Annotated in this window: 13 protein-coding genes and 1 pseudogene; 6 read left to right on the top strand and 8 right to left on the bottom strand. The window is 67.9% G+C overall.

Annotated elements, in window-relative coordinates:
• Positions 1-51: 51 nt before the first annotated feature.
• Both cycA and ISN38_RS12280 read right to left on the bottom strand, forming a co-directional pair.
• Complete coding sequence (gene cycA, locus ISN38_RS12285) at positions 52-1,431, bottom strand: D-serine/D-alanine/glycine transporter (RefSeq protein ID WP_003465786.1); 1,380 nt, start codon at positions 1,429-1,431, stop codon at positions 52-54.
• A 124-nt stretch (positions 1,432-1,555) separates the two neighbouring features.
• Positions 1,556-2,431, bottom strand: coding sequence for a DMT family transporter (locus tag ISN38_RS12280; RefSeq protein ID WP_047325359.1), 876 nt, complete (start codon positions 2,429-2,431; stop codon positions 1,556-1,558).
• Between the two features lie 270 nt (positions 2,432-2,701).
• Between ISN38_RS12280 and ISN38_RS12275 the strand changes: the two genes are divergently transcribed.
• Positions 2,702-3,538: a class I SAM-dependent methyltransferase gene (locus tag ISN38_RS12275; RefSeq protein WP_038236545.1), complete on the top strand. Its 837-nt coding sequence runs from the start codon at positions 2,702-2,704 to the stop codon at positions 3,536-3,538.
• Between the two features lie 110 nt (positions 3,539-3,648).
• Here the strand turns inward: ISN38_RS12275 and ISN38_RS12270 are convergent, their stop codons facing one another.
• Positions 3,649-4,200, bottom strand: coding sequence for a LysR substrate-binding domain-containing protein (locus ISN38_RS12270; RefSeq protein WP_230839172.1), 552 nt, complete (start codon positions 4,198-4,200; stop codon positions 3,649-3,651).
• Between the two features lie 369 nt (positions 4,201-4,569).
• Here ISN38_RS12270 and ISN38_RS12265 point away from each other — a divergent pair, with 369 nt between their 5' ends.
• Entirely contained in the window at positions 4,570-5,673 is a 1,104-nt protein-coding gene (locus tag ISN38_RS12265) for a DUF1615 domain-containing protein (protein ID WP_047325360.1), read from the top strand.
• Between the two features lie 190 nt (positions 5,674-5,863).
• Here the strand turns inward: ISN38_RS12265 and ISN38_RS12260 are convergent, their stop codons facing one another.
• A complete protein-coding gene (locus ISN38_RS12260) occupies positions 5,864-7,951 on the bottom strand; it encodes a beta-galactosidase (RefSeq protein ID WP_206711830.1) in 2,088 nt (695 codons plus the stop codon).
• Positions 7,952-8,366: 415 nt separating this feature from the next.
• Between ISN38_RS12260 and ISN38_RS12255 the strand changes: the two genes are divergently transcribed.
• The gene (locus tag ISN38_RS12255) at positions 8,367-9,584 is read left to right on the top strand and encodes a glycoside hydrolase family 30 protein (protein ID WP_047325362.1); all 1,218 of its coding nucleotides are present in this window, start codon (positions 8,367-8,369) and stop codon (positions 9,582-9,584) included.
• A gap of 254 nt (positions 9,585-9,838) precedes the next feature.
• Here the strand turns inward: ISN38_RS12255 and ISN38_RS12250 are convergent, their stop codons facing one another.
• Complete coding sequence (locus ISN38_RS12250; protein ID WP_206711829.1) at positions 9,839-10,468, bottom strand: HipA domain-containing protein; 630 nt, start codon at positions 10,466-10,468, stop codon at positions 9,839-9,841.
• Here ISN38_RS12250 and ISN38_RS12245 point away from each other — a divergent pair.
• The gene (locus ISN38_RS12245; protein ID WP_155604413.1) at positions 10,467-10,688 is read left to right on the top strand and encodes a hypothetical protein; all 222 of its coding nucleotides are present in this window, start codon (positions 10,467-10,469) and stop codon (positions 10,686-10,688) included. The two genes, ISN38_RS12250 and ISN38_RS12245, sit on opposite strands and share 2 nt — an antisense overlap.
• A gap of 323 nt (positions 10,689-11,011) precedes the next feature.
• On the opposite strand, the gene ISN38_RS12240 is transcribed toward ISN38_RS12245, so the two are convergent.
• The 3 genes from ISN38_RS12240 to ISN38_RS12230 all read right to left on the bottom strand — a co-directional run bounded on the left by ISN38_RS12240 (position 11,012) and on the right by ISN38_RS12230 (position 12,810).
• Entirely contained in the window at positions 11,012-11,626 is a 615-nt protein-coding gene (locus tag ISN38_RS12240) for a DUF2076 domain-containing protein (protein ID WP_206710278.1), read from the bottom strand.
• A gap of 616 nt (positions 11,627-12,242) precedes the next feature.
• Positions 12,243-12,443, bottom strand: coding sequence for a hypothetical protein (locus tag ISN38_RS12235; protein WP_003465798.1), 201 nt, complete (start codon positions 12,441-12,443; stop codon positions 12,243-12,245).
• 109 nt (positions 12,444-12,552) lie between these two features.
• Positions 12,553-12,810: a polysaccharide deacetylase gene (locus tag ISN38_RS12230; RefSeq protein WP_047325363.1), complete on the bottom strand. Its 258-nt coding sequence runs from the start codon at positions 12,808-12,810 to the stop codon at positions 12,553-12,555.
• 379 nt (positions 12,811-13,189) lie between these two features.
• On the opposite strand from ISN38_RS12230, the gene xopAV reads away from it, so the two are divergent.
• Together xopAV and ISN38_RS12220 are read left to right on the top strand one after the other, a co-directional pair.
• A complete protein-coding gene (gene xopAV / locus ISN38_RS12225; protein WP_206711828.1) occupies positions 13,190-13,999 on the top strand; it encodes a type III secretion system effector XopAV in 810 nt (269 codons plus the stop codon).
• A gap of 120 nt (positions 14,000-14,119) precedes the next feature.
• Positions 14,120-14,640 (top strand): annotated as a pseudogene (locus ISN38_RS12220) (IS5 family transposase); the annotation flags it as partial.
• Positions 14,641-14,663: the final 23 nt, after the last annotated feature.

The raw sequence follows: 14,663 nt of genomic DNA, 5'->3' as shown, positions 1-14,663 counted from the left end.
AACAGCGCCATCGCCGCGCTATGGCCCCACCCGCGCCACGCGGCCGCTGCTTCAGGCGCGCGCGCCACCGCGGCGCTTCAACGCATAGCCAATGCCCAGCAGCAGGAACCAGGCCGGACTGGCCAGCAACGCCTGCCGGGTGTCGTCCTGCAGCGTCAGCAACGCCAGCACGAAGGCGAAGAACGCCAGGCACACGTAGCACATGCGCACGCCGCCGGGCATCTTGAACGCCGAGGCCGCATGCAGCTGCGGGCGCTTGCGCCGGTAGGCGATGTACGCGCACAGGATCAGCGACCAGACGAACATGAACAACACCGCGGCCAGCGTGGTGACCAGGGTGAACGCGGTGACCAGGTTCGGGATCAGGTACACCAGCAGCGTGCCGCCGAGCAGGCAGACGCAGGAGAACAGCAGCCCGCGCGCCGGCACCGCCGCGCGCGACAGGCGGGCGAAGCCGCGCGGCGCGTGCCGCTCTTCGGCCAGGCCGTAGAGCATGCGGCTGGTGGAGAAGATGCCGCTGTTGGCCGAGGAGGTGGCCGAGGTCAGCACCACGAAGTTGATCAGGCTGGCCGCGGCCGGCACCCCGGCCAGCACGAACAGCTCCACGAACGGGCTCTTGCCCGGCACCACCTCGCGCCACGGCGTCACCGCCATGATCGCGATCAGCGCCAGCACGTAGAACACCAGGATCCGCACCGGAATCGAATTGATCGCCTTGGGCAGGTTGCGCCGCGGGTCGGCGGTCTCGGCGGCGGTGGTGCCGACCAGCTCGATGCCGACGAAGGCGAACACCGCGATCTGGAAGCCGGCGAAGAAACCGCCGATGCCCATCGGGAACAGGCCGCCGTCGTTCCACAGATTGGCCAGCGCCGCCACGTGCCCGGACGGCGACTGGAAGCCCCAGGCCACCAACCCGGCACCGGTCAGGATCAACGCGCAGATGGCGATGATCTTGATCAGCGCGAACCAGAACTCCATTTCGCCGAACAGCTTCACCGTCACCAGGTTCAGGCTCAGCAGCAACAGCACGCACAGCAGCGCCGGGATCCACGGCGCCAGGCCGGGAAACCAGAACTGCGCGTAGGCCGCGATCGCGATCACGTCGGCGATGGCGGTGATGATCCAGCAGAACCAGTAGGTCCAGCCGCAGAAGAACCCGGCCCAGGGACCCAGCAGATCGGTGGAGAAGTCGATGAACGACTTGTACTCCAGGTTCGACAGCAGCAACTCGCCCATCGCCCGCATCACGAAGAACAGCATCGCGCCGATGATCAGGTACACGAACAGGATCGACGGGCCGGCCAGGCTGATGGTCTTGCCCGAGCCCATGAACAGGCCGGTGCCGATGGCGCCGCCGATCGCGATCAATTGCAGGTGGCGGTTGGACAAGCTGCGCTTGAGATGGTCGGGCTGGGCGGACGGGTCGGACATGGGCGCGGCCATCGGCGGGGACGATCCGACAACGTAGAAGATGCGACGCGCACGCGCCAGAGCGCTGCGCCCGCTTTGCGCGCGGAAATCGGCACAAGGCGCGCCACGCCCGGGCGCCGGCGCTTCAGACGATCTTGGTGCGCCGCCACCACTGCGTGACTTTTTCCTCGCGCACCAGGGTGAACAGCCCTGCGCCCAGGATCAGCGCGATGCCGACCAGCATCGGCCAGTCCAGATGATCGTGGAACAGCCAATAGCCGAAACCGATCGCCCAGAGCATCTGACTGTACTGGGTCGGCGCCACCGCGCTGACCGGCGCCAGCCGCGAGGCATACATCAGCAAGATCGCCGCCAGGCCGGCGAGCAGGCCATAGCCGGCCAGCAGCACCCATTGCTGCCAGGTCGGCCACACGAAGCTGGGTAGCATCAGCAACGCCCCCATCAGCAACGGGCCGAGCACGCCGGCGCCGTACAGGGTCAGGCGCTTCTCGCCCGGCCCGGCCATGCGCAGGCTGATCACCGACACCGCCCCGACCAGGCCGCAGACGATGGCCGCGACATGACCTTCGCTCAGATGCCGAAAGCCCGGCCGCAACACGATCAGCACGCCGACGAAGCCGACGATCACCGCCAGCCAGCGCCGCCAGCGCACTTCCTCCTTGAGCAGCAACACCGACAGCACGGTGACGAAGATCGGCATCAGGAAGATCAGCGCGAACGCCTCGGCCATCGGCAACAGGGTGAACGCGGTGACCGCCGACAGATTGCCGACCGCCCCGGTGAACGCGCGCAGCAGCCAGATGCTGGGACGCTGCGCCACCACCACCTCGCGCCAGCGGTCGCCGCGCTTCTTCAGGAACGGCAGGGCCGCGAGCATCAGCAAGGCGCCGAAGAACACCACCTCGTAGGCCGGCAGCGTGCCCTCCAAGCCCTTCACGAACGCATCGCTGATCGAATAGGCGGCATAGCAGGCGAAACCGAGCAGCACACCTTTGAGCATCGCGGATCCTGGCAGCTGGCGCCGCGCGCGGCGTCGGCCATTGAAGGGAGAAGACGGCGCCATTATGCGTCGCCATCGCCACGGCCACCATGACGGTTCTGCGCCGCCGTCGCCGATGAGTCCCGTGCGACGCATGCCGACGACCGCATGCCTGGCACGCCGCGGCAGCGCCAGCGCAGGACGTCGCAGCGAGCCTCGGTTACGATGCCCTCCCCCCGTATCGACGACCCGGCCTCGCGCAGCGCGCGCTGGCGCATCGCCTCCCTCGACGTGACCCATTCCTCCGGCCCCCTGCTGACCCGCCCGCTCGCCGACGCGCTGCTTGCCGCACGTGCTGGCGGCGCCGCCACCTGGACCGGGTCGCTGGATCTGCAGCGCAGCGAAGACCAGGCGCTGCTCGCCGCGGACCGCTGGCAGTGGCGCGGGCAGGCGTATCCGTATCCGCCCAAGCTCAAGGAGCGCACGATCTACTACTGGGACGGCGAGGAATTCGCGCCTGTGTCGCGCTTCGGCGGCGCGCTGATCAAGCTGGTGCCGACCGAATGGGGCGCGCCGACCTTCGAGATCGACGGCATCAAGATGCTACCCAGCGCGCAGCTGTCGCCGTTCGAGGACGCGCGGCGCAAGGTCGCGCTGATCGAACCGCGCGGCAAGCGGGTGCTCGACACCTGCGGCGGGCTGGGCTATTTCGCCGCCTGCGCGCTGGAGGCCGGCGTGGCGCAGCTGCAGTCGTTCGAGAAGAACGCCGACGTGCTGTGGCTGCGCACGCTCAACCCGTGGTCGCCGGATCCGGCCGCCAGCGACGGGCGCCTGCAGCTGGCGCATGCCGACGTCGGCCAGGCCATCGGCGCCATCGCCAGCGATTCGGTGGATGCGCTGCTGCACGACCCACCGCGCTTCGGCATCGCCGGCGAACTGTATTCGCAGGCGTTCTACGACCAGCTGGCGCGGGTGCTGCGCCGCGGCGGGCGGCTGTTCCACTACACCGGCAGCCCGAACAAACTGACCAGCGGCCGCGACGTGCCGCGCGAAGTGGCCAAGCGCCTGGAGAAGGCCGGCTTCCGCGCGGAACTGGCGCTGGATGGAGTGTTGGCGACGCGTCGCTAGGCTGTCTCGATTCGATCGTAGTCCTTGCAGGAGCCGCGCCGCGTCGCCTCGAGCCACCGGCAACGGTGGGCCAACGACATCGGAAAAAAGCGTCGGGGCTGAAGCCCCGCCTACAGTGGATTCAACCGGCTTGCCGCACGCCCTTGTAGGAGCTGCTTCAGCCGCGACAGGCAGCCCATCGCGACCGCTGACCCAACGCCATCCGCAGCCGCTTCCGCACCATGTAAAACACTGGAAAAGGCTGCAACGCTGCCTTCACACCGAAGCAGCGATATGCTCGCGCAACCAGCGATGCGCCGGATCGCGGTGCACGCGCTCGTGCCAGAGCAGCGTTCGGCGAACAGCGTGCGTTGGCGCAGGTTTGGCGGTGCGCCGTCGCGGGTATTCAGGACAAGGTCGATCTGGCCCCGCTCGGCCTGGCGCGCGATCTGCAACGGCGCCATTTCCAGCACCGGCAGCCGCGTACCCGGCGCCGCGCTGCGCAGCGCGGCCAGCGCCGGCAGCAGGATGGTCGATTCGCCATAGTCGGTCGCGGCCACACGCCAACGGTTGCCGGCCTGCGCCGGCACGAACGGCGCTTTCGCCGCCACCGCGCGCTGCAACGCCTCCAGCGCCTGCCGCAGCCGCGCGCGCAAGGCCTCGGCACGCGCGGTCGGGCGCATGCCGCGCGGTCCCGGCAGCCGCCGCAGCAGCAGCGGATCGTCCAGCGCGGCGCGCAGCTTGGCCAGGTGCACGCTGACCGAGGACTGCGACAGATGCAGGCGCTCGGCCGCACGGGTCACGTTGTGCAGCACAGCGCCGATCGCGTTCCGCAAGCAGAACGGCGGCGACTATGCCATCCCGGAGCTGACGCTGCAGCCGCAGATCGCCCAGGGCCAGGTCGGGTTTGCGGCGCATGTGATGGGCTGCGAGGAAGATAACGCTGCAGCGGCATCGCCCGCGCACGACCACCGGATCCGTGAGACATCAAGCGCAGCGTTGGACGGTAGGATGGCGCCTGCGGCGAATGCGCCGCGCTTGCCATCGGAACCATGCCGCACGTCACCGCCCCTGCGTTCGCCCGCCTGCTCGCCCTGTGCGCCACCGTGCTGCTCGGTGCCTGCGCCACGCAGCCACCGCGCGCGCCCGAGCGCACGCCGACCGAGATCAAGGCCGACATCGCACGGCGCATCCCGGCCGCCATCCCCGACCGCAGCGGCTGGGCCAACGACGTGTACGTGGCGCTGTCTTCGCAGCAACTGGCCACCAGCGCCGACAACATCTGCGCGGTGCTGGCGGTGATCGAACAGGAATCCACCTACCAGGCCAATCCGCCGGTACCCGGCCTGGGCAAGATCGCGCGCGCCGAACTCGGCCGCCGCGCGTCCGCATTGCATGTGCCCGCGTTCATGCTCGACGCCGCGCTGGCGGTGACCTCAGCGAATGGCCGCAGTTACGGCGAACGCATCGCCGCCGCACGCACCGAGCAGGAGCTGAGCGCCATCTTCGAGGACCTCGCCGGCAGCGTGCCGCTGGGCCAGCGCCTGTTCGGCGACCTCAACCCGGTGCACACCGGCGGGCCGATGCAGGTGAGCATCGCCTTTGCCGAGGCCCATCGCGACGGCTATCCGTACCCGTTGCAAGACACGGTGCGCCACGAGGTGTTCGGCCGCCGCGGTGGCGTGTGGTTCGGCACCCGCCATCTGCTCGGCTACCCGAGCGAGGACGACGCGCTGCTGTACCGCTTCGCCGACTTCAACGCCGGCTGGTACGCCAGCCGCAATGCGGCGTTCCAGGCGGCATTGGCGAAGGCCAGCGGCACCACACTGGCGCTGGACGGCGACCTGTTGATTCCCGGCAGCGACATCGACCAGCCCGGCGCCACCGAGCGCGTTGCGCGCAGCCTGGGCACGCGGCTGGCACTGGACGACAAGGAGATCCGCCGCGCCCTGCAACGCGGCAACGCCGCCGATTTCGGCGACACCGCGCTCTACCGCAAGGTCTTCGCGCTGGCCGAACGCAGCGCCGGCAAGCCGCTGCCGCGCGCGATCCTGCCCGGCATCACCCTGCAAAGCCCGAAGATCACCCGCACCCTCACCACCGCCTGGTTCGCCCAGCGCGTCGCCGAACGCTGGCGCCGCTGCATGGGCAAGTAACACCGGCAGACAGGTCAAACGGGCGGCGCGACTTCGGCTTGTCCACCCACGCGATGGCGGCGGCGACGCCCGCTGCGCGCAATGCGTCCGCACGCGGGTGGCGTCCACCATGGCCGTTGCTTGCGCCGATCCGCACGTGCTGCACGTGCGGAGCCGGCTGCACGGCGTCAGCCGCGCATCGCCACCGCACTCAGCGACGCGCGTCCAGCACCGCCACGTCTTCCGGCGCCAGCTGCACCATATCGCTGGCCGCCCCCGTGGCCAGCAACGAGCGCATCGGCGCCGGCAGGCGCACCTGCTGCGCATCGCTGCCGTGGTTGATCAGCACCAGCACGCGGCGGCGGCCGTCGCTGCGCACGCCGACTTCCACGTCCTGCGGCACGTCCGCCAGCGGTACGCGCACCTGCGCATCGCGCAGCCAGTCGCCGGTGAGGCGATCGAGCGTGGCATCGTCCAGCCAGGCGCCGACATAGCTGATGCGGCCCTTGCCGACCCGCCGGGTCAGCACCGCCGGCGCGCCATCCAGCCAGCCGTTGGCCTGGCCGTAGCGCAACGGCACCTCGGTCTGCGCCGCGCGCGCCTGCAACTGCTCGGCCCAGATCTTCGCGCTGCCCTGGCCGGCCGCACCGGCGACCGGGATCGGCTTGTCCAGCGCATAGAACTGCTGCACGCGGCCGCCCAGCAGTTCGCCCAGCGGGCCGGGCTGGCGCTGCGGCTGCAAACCGTTGTCGGCGTTTTTCATCGCGCTGCGCGGGCCCAGCACCAGATGCCCGCCGCGTTCGACATAGGCCGTCAGCCGCTGCGCCTGCACCTCGCTGAGCACATTGAGCGACGGCGCGACCACCAGCTTGTAGCCGTCCAGCGGCGCCAGCGCCGAGACCACATCGACCACCTGTGCCTGCTGCCGCAGCGGCCGGTAGAACGACTTCATCTGCACGACCGGATCGAAGTCGGCCGAGTGCTTCTGGAAACCCAGCGCCCAGCGGCTGTCGAAGTCGTTGATCAGCGCCACCTCGGCGTGCGGCGTGGTGCCCGCCAGCGCCGCGCCGGCCTTGGCGAACTCCGCGCCGACCTGCTGGATCTCCGCATACACCGGCACCGGCTCGCCATCGGCGCCGACCAGGGTGCCGTGGTATTCCTCCTGCCCGTTCGGCGCGGCGCGCCACTGCCAGTAAGAGACCGCATCGGCGCCGTGCGCCACCGCCTGCCAGGCCATCGCCCGCACCTGGCCCTTGCGCAGCGCCACGTTGGTCGCGCGCCAGTTGACGAAGCCCGGCTGGGTTTCCATCACCCAGTAGTTGCGCTGCTTGTAGCCGCGGGTGAGGTCGTGCCGCGCCGCGTTGTCCACCCAGTCGTAGCGTTCGCCGGCGACGTAGTCGTCCCACGCGGCGATGTCGAGCACATCGTGCACGGTGTAGGCGTCGAAGCCGGCGAACCAGCCCATGGTGTTGGTGGTGATGAACTGGCGCGGATCGGCGTGCGGGCGGATGGCCGCGATCTGGTTGCGCGAGTAATCCGTCCAGGTAGCGCTGACGAAGCGCTTCCATTCCAGCAGCAACGCCGGATTCTCCTCGTCCTCGCGCACCGGGATCTGCGCGAAGTCGTTGTAGGTCTGGCTCCAGTACGCGGTCGCCCAGCGCCGGTTCAATGCCTCGATGCTGCCGTACTTGCGCTGCAGCCAGGCATGGAACTGCACCTTGGCTTCCGGATCGAACGAGGCCTGTGCGTATTCGTTGTCCAGCTGCCAGCCGACCACATGCCGATTGCGCCCATAGCGCTGCGCCATCTGTTCGGCGATGGCATGGGCGAAACGGCGGTAGCGCGCGCTGGCGAAGGAGAACTGCTGGCGGTTGCCGTGTTCGTCGCGCACGCCGTCCTGGCCGACGCGCAGCGTGTCCGGATAGGCCTGGGTCAACCACGCCGGCGGCGCCGCGGTCGGCGTGCCGAGCACCACCACAATGTGATGGCGCGCGGCCGCGGCGATGGCGCGGTCCAGCCACGCGAAGTCGTACTGGCCCTCGCGCGGCCCCATGCGGCTCCACGCGAACTCGCCGATCCGCACCACGCGCACGTGTGCCGCCTGCATCAGCGTCAGGTCGCGCTCCCACTGCGCCTCCGGCCACTGCTCCGGATACCAGGCCACGCCCAACAGCAACGGCGCGGCATCCGCATAGCGCGTGGCCTGCGCGCGGGCATCGGGCACTGCCGCGGTCAGGGCGAACAAGGCGGCGCACACCAGCGCGATCGCGCGCTGCGGGAACCAGGAGGGCGATGACATAGGCGGACTCGGCGATGGAAGGAACGGCAGCCGGTGGATCCGCTCAGCCGCCAACGCCCATTGTGCACGCCTGCGCCAGGCGCGCACTTGCGCAACTTGCCGAACCTGGATGCGCAACTATGCACAACGCGGGCAATACGGCGTCGCGCGGCAACGGATTGAGCAGCGCAGCACCGGGTATCATGCACGCGCTGGCCAGGCACACGCGCCCATCCAGCACGCTGTCGGTCGGCATCCACCTGTCTCAGGACATGCTCGCGACGGTCCTGCCCCTTCGCGAATGCAATCCTTGCCTCCCTAGGCGTTTCGCCTCATTTGCCGCCGCTGGCGCATGCACCGATTGTCGATGTCATGTTGACCGGGTAGCGTCGCGCCCTGGCACACGCCCCCCCTTTCCCCTTTCCCGGATACAAGCATGACACCACCACGGATCCTAGCCACCCTGCTGGCGATGACCACAGCAATCCTTTCCACTGCGCCCGCCCTGGCGCAGAACGTCACCGTCACCCCAAGCCAGACCTATCAGACCATCCAGGGATTCGGCGGCATGAACGGCGCCGGCTGGATCGCCGACCTCACGCCAGCCCAGGTCGATCTGGCCTTCGGCAGCGACAATGGCCAGATCGGCCTGTCGATCATGCGCATGCGCATCGCACCTTCTAGCTCAGACTGGAACGTGCAAGTCCCGGCCGCGGTGCGCGCACGCGCGCATGGCGCGGTATTGCTGGCCACGCCATGGTCGCCGCCTGCGTACATGAAGTCGAACAACAGCCTCAACAACGGCGGCAAGCTGCTGCCGCAGTATTACGGCGCCTACGCCAAGCACCTGCTGGATTTCGCCAGCTACATGTCGGGCAAGGGCGCCCCGCTGTATGCGCTGTCCATGCAGAACGAGCCGGACTGGCACCCGGGCTACGAGTCGGCAGAATGGAACGCCAGCGACTTCGCCAACTTCCTCAGCGCCCAGGGCGGTGGATTCGGCAACCTGAAAGTGCTCGCCGGCGAGTCGTTGAACTTCAATGCCACCCTGAACGATGCCGTCCTCAACAGCAGCGGCAGCCAGCACGTGGACATCATCGGCGGGCATCTGTACGGGGCGACGCCGAAGGACGATCCTCTGGCACGCAGCAAGGGCAAGTCTCTGTGGATGACTGAGCACTACACCGACAACACCGACGGTAACGCCTGGCCGTCCGCGCTCGGCGTGGCGAGCGAGCTGCACAAGAGCATGGCAGCCAACTACAGCGCCTACATCTGGTGGTACATCCGGCGCAGCTACGGCCTGATCACCGAGGGCGGCACAGTCAGCAAGCGCGGCTACGCGATGGCGCAATACGCGCGCTTCGTGCGCCCCGGCGCCAAACGGATCGACGCCACCGCCGCGCCGTACAGCGATGTCGCGGTCACCGCCTACAAGCGCGCCGACAACAAGATCGTGCTGGTCGCGGTCAATACCGGCACCCAGTACCGCGAACTGAAGGTCACCCTGCCCAGCGGCAGCGCGACCAGCTTCACCAAGTACAGTACCTCGGCCAGCGTCAATGTCGGCTATGGCGGCAGGTACCAGATCAGCAACGGCCGGACCGCGTTCTATGTAGATCCGCAGAGCGTGGCGACGTTCATCAGCAACTGAGCGTTTGCGTTGCCGCGCCCGGACTGATCGTCCGTTCGCCACAGCGCACGATGCAGGGAGGATCTGCGGCCCGACGGGCCGCAGATGCGTCCGACCACGCATGCTGCGCGTCGCGACCGTGCCGCAACCTCCACGCATCGCAGTGTTCGTGTGAGCGCGGCCTTCTGCGTGCAGATGGATACGCGCTCGTTTTCTATCTGCCTGGCGACATGCACAGGCAGCTGCGTCGGCGCAGATGCCACGCTGCGCCGCTATCAACCGATGCCTTGCACGGCCCGGCCGAGCTGCTGCAGTGCGGCCAGCGCCAGGCTGCGGAAGCCTGCGGGAATGGCATCTGCCTGCGCCACGCGCTTGCAGAACTCCAGCGCCATGCTCGCAGCGACACGCCAGTCGTCCTGGTAGTCCGGCGCGGGCAAGGCGGGCGTGTAGACGCGCTCCACCACCTCGCCGCTCACAGCGGGACGAAACGTCATCGGCAGCATGTCGTATGCCGGCGCCAGCGCAAGCGGACGCATATCGGCGAGCATCATGCCCGCATTGCCCAGAGGCATGTCGTTATTGCCGATCAGCGCGCCGAACCAGCCATACACGCCGAGCCGCCGCGCATCGTCGCGATCGAGCCAACCGTCGCGCTGTAATTGCCGGGAAAACAGCCACCAGTCGATGCGACCATGCGCGTCGTAGGCCGCGTCCAGTGCAGCCAACGAGACGAATCCGCGACGCCCCAGATCCGGCGTGCGGTCAAAGCGCATGGATTGCAGGAACATGCGGCCGTCGGCTTCGACGATTTCGCTCTCGGCGGCGGCCAGGCCCTGCGCGCGCAGCACCTGCCCGGCAAGCTGTTCGCAATGCAGCAAATCCGCCCATCGCTGCGCAGCAGGCATGCCGGCGCGCCCGCTGAACTTGAGGGGAGCGGCAGTCGTGCTGCAATGTTGCAGCGAATTTCGGCTGTTCGCCGCCTACCGAGGAACCGACGTCTTCGCCACGCAAGGCGGCTTCGGCAAGGCGCGGAGACGCCAGCAGGCGCTGCGCCTGCGCGATCGTGTCGGCCGGCTGCAGCATCCCCTGCAACAGGCGCGACACGGTCGGCTGGCTTATGAATAGATAGTCAAGAAACCACGACTATCGATCGACTTAGTTATCAGCCGCTTCACTTTATCATCCAGAAGAAATCGAAAAAATATGAATAAATAGAGACTGGATTCATGGTTGATCGCTGGTGCCGGAGTCGATCCGTCGCGGCGGACCCACCCCGGCACCAGCCAGAAGGCCGTGTCCACCGGCCGACACGGCAGTGCGGATGGGCGGCATCAGCTTTTCAGGAAAGGAGCAGGAATGCCGACGGCCGGAAATCGCAGGCGCAACGGCCATGCGCCGCCGACTCGGCAGCCCGGCATGGGGCCTGCCGAGCGGGCGCAACCTTCTTCCTAGGTCCAGTTGTCGCCATCCAGGCCGCTGTCGTCCGCAAAGTCCTGACCGGCATCCTGCAGCGGCGCCTCGTCGTAATAATTGTTGGTGACGTTCTCGACCACGGTGGGCGGCGACGACCCGCCGCCCAGGAACCCGCCGTGGTGACCGCCAAGCAGGCTCTCCACGCCTTCGAACAGGAACATGCCGCCGGCCACGCCCGCCGCCGTGGTGGCTGCAGTGCCGAGAAAACTCGGCCCACGTGCGGCCGGCGCCGCGACCGGCGCCTGCTCCGGCACGCCAGCGCCACCGCCGAACAGCCGCTCGCGCCAACCCGGCGCGGCCTGCGGTGCGGGCGCCGGTGGCAACGGCGGCGGTCCTGCATTGAATCCCTGGCCCAGAAAACTGGTGGCTGGCGACGGCGCGGCCTGCTGCAACTGCGCGATCTGCGCCTTGGCGCTCTCCAGCGCATGTTCGAGCAGCAAGGCCCGCTGCACCAGCAGATAGGCCGCATCGGGCTGACCGGCCAGGCGCTCGCGGATCAGGGCGTCGGCCTGCGGATCGATCGCCACGCCGCCGGCACTGCGCACGCGGGCCAGGAAATCTTCGAGTAGCTGTTGTTCTTGCGGGGTCATACCAGTACCTGGAAGGGGACCGGCCCAATGCCGGCAGGCACAGCATGGGCGCGGACCGGCCGGCGCCAAGGGCTACCCTTGCGGCCTGGTGCGCCGACATTCATTAAAGTGACCGGATCGGCTGCTGCAGCGGAGGCCATCGCCAGCGGTCTCCCGCTCCACGACCGCATGACTTCCGGCATTTCCGCCCGCCACGCCCATGACGAGACATGTCGTCAAAAAGGCCCGCAACGGGAACCACGATGCAGTGGCGAGGCAGGCAATGGCGACTCGCGCAGGCATTGGCCGCAGCCGCGTCGGCGTCGGGGCGGCAAGCAATAAGGACGGCTGGACGCCAACCAGGTGCATGGCACCCGCAACGGCGATGCGCTCGCCTTCGTGACCACCTCCGCCAATGGCCGCGTCTACCGCTTCGACGGCCGCGTCGAGAGCGAACGCAGCACCGCGCTGAGCGCCGGAGCCACGGCATTCGTCCACGTAGCGGGAGCGACTTCAGCCGCGACGGGCCTTACCGACAGGGCCTGCCGCAACCGATGGCCCAAATCAAAAGGCGGCGGCACCACCTCCCGCACAGGAACTCACCCCATGCCCTGAAAGCGCATGCGCACCTCGATGCCTATTCCTCCCCGGCTGCGTCCGCCACGCCGTCGGCGCGCGGCTGCCGCACTGCCCACATGTTGTCGATCAGGTTCGGATACGGGCGGCCGTTGTCTTCCGCACGCTGCCGCGCCGCGGCCTTCTGCGCAGGCGACAACGGCTGCGCACGCTGGCCGCGCGGCTTGGGCTTCTTCCAGGGTGGGGGCTTGGAGGCGGGCATGGGCATGGCTGCAGGCAAGGCAGGCGCCCATCGTGACGCGATGCGGTGCGCGAACGAGTGAACGACACCAGCGCACCGATGCGCCCAGGCTGTCCCGACCTGCGAGGCCCTATTCCGCATCGATCCCCGCCAGCGCCAACACCCACCCCGGCACCGCCAGCTCGCCGGCATAGACGTCCTTGGGCGTGTGCTCGGCCATCGCCCAGCGGTGCAGCCAGCTGATGCCACCGCCGCCGGGATAGCCCTCGGCGTGCCGGTAGGCCGGATCGCGCAGCGCTTCGTCCAGGCTGACGAACGCATAGCCGCGGCGGCGGGTGGCGGCGATCAGCTCCGGGAACGCCACGGCGTTCAACGCGTTGGCATGCATCAACCACACCTGCGCGATGCGGCGGCCGAACAGCGCTGCGATTGCGCCTCGACATAATCCAGCATGTTGAGCATGTACGGCACATAGCCCTTGCGCAGCCGCAGCGCAGGTACGCTTGATGTCGATCTTCGAGCAGGCCGCCGATGAAGCCCACAACGCGCACATCGGCCGGGCGCTTGGCCAGTGACATCCGGCGCACGTGCAGGCAGTCGTTGACAAGGTGCCGAAGGTGGAACCACGGCCATGCGTGGATAGGCCGCCCGATGCCTCGGGCGCGGCGGTGTCCGTTTCGCCACAGGCCACGGTTATTCGGCCAGTTGCGCGCTGTGGTGATGGAGCGACGAAAGAATGGCGCTCCATTCAACGTGTGAGGCGATGTATGCGTCCTGTGACACTAACGTCTGTAACGCGCCGAGTAGCGAGGCACACGCAGGACGATGTGGCCAACGAACCCGAGGCCAGCTCCTCTGCACGCACGCAGGACCCGCATGCCAACACGCAACTCCAAAGCCTGCAACGGCGACCGGTACGCGCGGCGCGGCTCGGGGCTGCTCAGCCTCAGGAACCGACTGCTGGCGTGCGTGCGGCCAATTTTGTACGTAGCACGGCAAATATCCTCGCCTGGGGCTCCGGCGTGGTGTTTGGCGCTACCGTATCGGAAAGTTTCTCCAACAAGACACGAGGCAATTTCATGGATGACCCGTATTATCAGGAGCTTGCTCGTAGCAATGGCATGGTATCGATGGGTTCGCAGCATTACCATGACCTTGCTCGGAGCAAAGGCACTATAGCGGTGGGTGCAGCGGTGGCATTCGGTGGCTTTAAGGCAATCGAGTCTGTCGCCTCCCGGTACATACAACAGGCGCAAACCCCGGTGCACATCCGTGTGCAAAAAGCCGAGCGGGCAAGGGAATTGGGGACAACCGAAGCTTGCCTGGATGAGGCGGTCGAGATGGTGACCATGCCCGAGGACGATGGTCCTGGCTCTCACCTGAGCCTGGGCGAGCAGACGGCCCTGGCCAAGGATCTGATGAATCTCATCACCGCAGAGCGTTCGCGCTTGCCTGCGGAACTCTGGAACGCGGCCAGTGGCGTTGGCGACGATGCGCCCAAGCTGGTCAACCGGCTGCTGCTGGCAGCGAGAACCCGCGCGCCAAACGAGACGTCTACGTCGTCGGAAGAAGACTGAACGCGCGTACCATGCAACTTCTAGGGAGCGCGTTGTCCCCAATGGGCGCCAGGTGCTGCTGCAGGACTACACCTGCGCCGACTTCAGGATGCCCGATAGGCTCTCGCGCAGGATCAGCTGCGCCGCGCCGACCGGCTCGATTTCAGCCGTGCCAGCCTGGACGCGGCCAGCGTGGCCTCCCCCATACGGGGCCGAACCAGACCGACCGCGGCAAACGCGGCAGCAAGCGGCATGTGATCACGGATCGGCACGGCGTCCCCCTGGCGTTCTGCGTGACCGGGGCCAACCGGCACGATTCGGTCGTGTTCGAGGAACGGGTCGATGCATTGCCCTCCATTGCCGGCAAACCTGGACGGCCACGACGCTGGCCGGACAAGCTGCATGCCGACAAGGCCTACGACATGGAACGGTGCTGGAACCACCTGAAGCGACGAGGGATCACCCCACGTATCGCCCGCAAGGGCGTGGAACGCAACGATCGCCTGGGCCGATACCGCTGGGTAGTTGAACGCACGCATGCCTGGTTTGCCGGCATGGGAAAACTGCGGACCCGCTTCGAACGCCGGATCGATATCCACCTGGCTCTGTTGTCCATGGCCTGTTGCGTCATCTGCCTGCGGCGACTTCCAGAGTTTTGTTAGCCACTCTAAGACAGCGACGCGTC

It is taken from the genome of Xanthomonas translucens pv. undulosa (genome assembly GCF_017301775.1).
Taxonomy (GTDB): Bacteria; Pseudomonadota; Gammaproteobacteria; order Xanthomonadales; family Xanthomonadaceae; genus Xanthomonas_A; species Xanthomonas_A translucens.
The sequence above is the reverse complement of the archived record's forward strand: the minus strand, read 5'-3'. Positions and strand labels throughout refer to the sequence as shown.

Excerpts from the sequence above, each read along its gene's own strand:
- cycA (WP_003465786.1), bottom strand. The coding sequence starts at position 1,431 with ATGTCCGACCCGTCCGCCCAGCCCGACCATCTCAAGCGCAGCTTGTCC.
- ISN38_RS12280 (WP_047325359.1), bottom strand. The coding sequence starts at position 2,431 with ATGCTCAAAGGTGTGCTGCTCGGTTTCGCCTGCTATGCCGCCTATTCG.
- ISN38_RS12270 (WP_230839172.1), bottom strand. The coding sequence starts at position 4,200 with ATGCGCCCGACCGCGCGTGCCGAGGCCTTGCGCGCGCGGCTGCGGCAG.
- ISN38_RS12265 (WP_047325360.1), top strand. The coding sequence starts at position 4,570 with ATGCCGCACGTCACCGCCCCTGCGTTCGCCCGCCTGCTCGCCCTGTGC.
- ISN38_RS12260 (WP_206711830.1), bottom strand. The coding sequence starts at position 7,951 with ATGTCATCGCCCTCCTGGTTCCCGCAGCGCGCGATCGCGCTGGTGTGC.
- ISN38_RS12255 (WP_047325362.1), top strand. The coding sequence starts at position 8,367 with ATGACACCACCACGGATCCTAGCCACCCTGCTGGCGATGACCACAGCA.
- ISN38_RS12245 (WP_155604413.1), top strand. The coding sequence starts at position 10,467 with ATGCCGGCGCGCCCGCTGAACTTGAGGGGAGCGGCAGTCGTGCTGCAA.
- ISN38_RS12250 (WP_206711829.1), bottom strand. The coding sequence starts at position 10,468 with ATGCCTGCTGCGCAGCGATGGGCGGATTTGCTGCATTGCGAACAGCTT.
- ISN38_RS12240 (WP_206710278.1), bottom strand. The coding sequence starts at position 11,626 with ATGACCCCGCAAGAACAACAGCTACTCGAAGATTTCCTGGCCCGCGTG.
- ISN38_RS12235 (WP_003465798.1), bottom strand. The coding sequence starts at position 12,443 with ATGCCCGCCTCCAAGCCCCCACCCTGGAAGAAGCCCAAGCCGCGCGGC.
- ISN38_RS12230 (WP_047325363.1), bottom strand. The coding sequence starts at position 12,810 with ATGCATGCCAACGCGTTGAACGCCGTGGCGTTCCCGGAGCTGATCGCC.
- xopAV (WP_206711828.1), top strand. The coding sequence starts at position 13,190 with ATGCGTCCTGTGACACTAACGTCTGTAACGCGCCGAGTAGCGAGGCAC.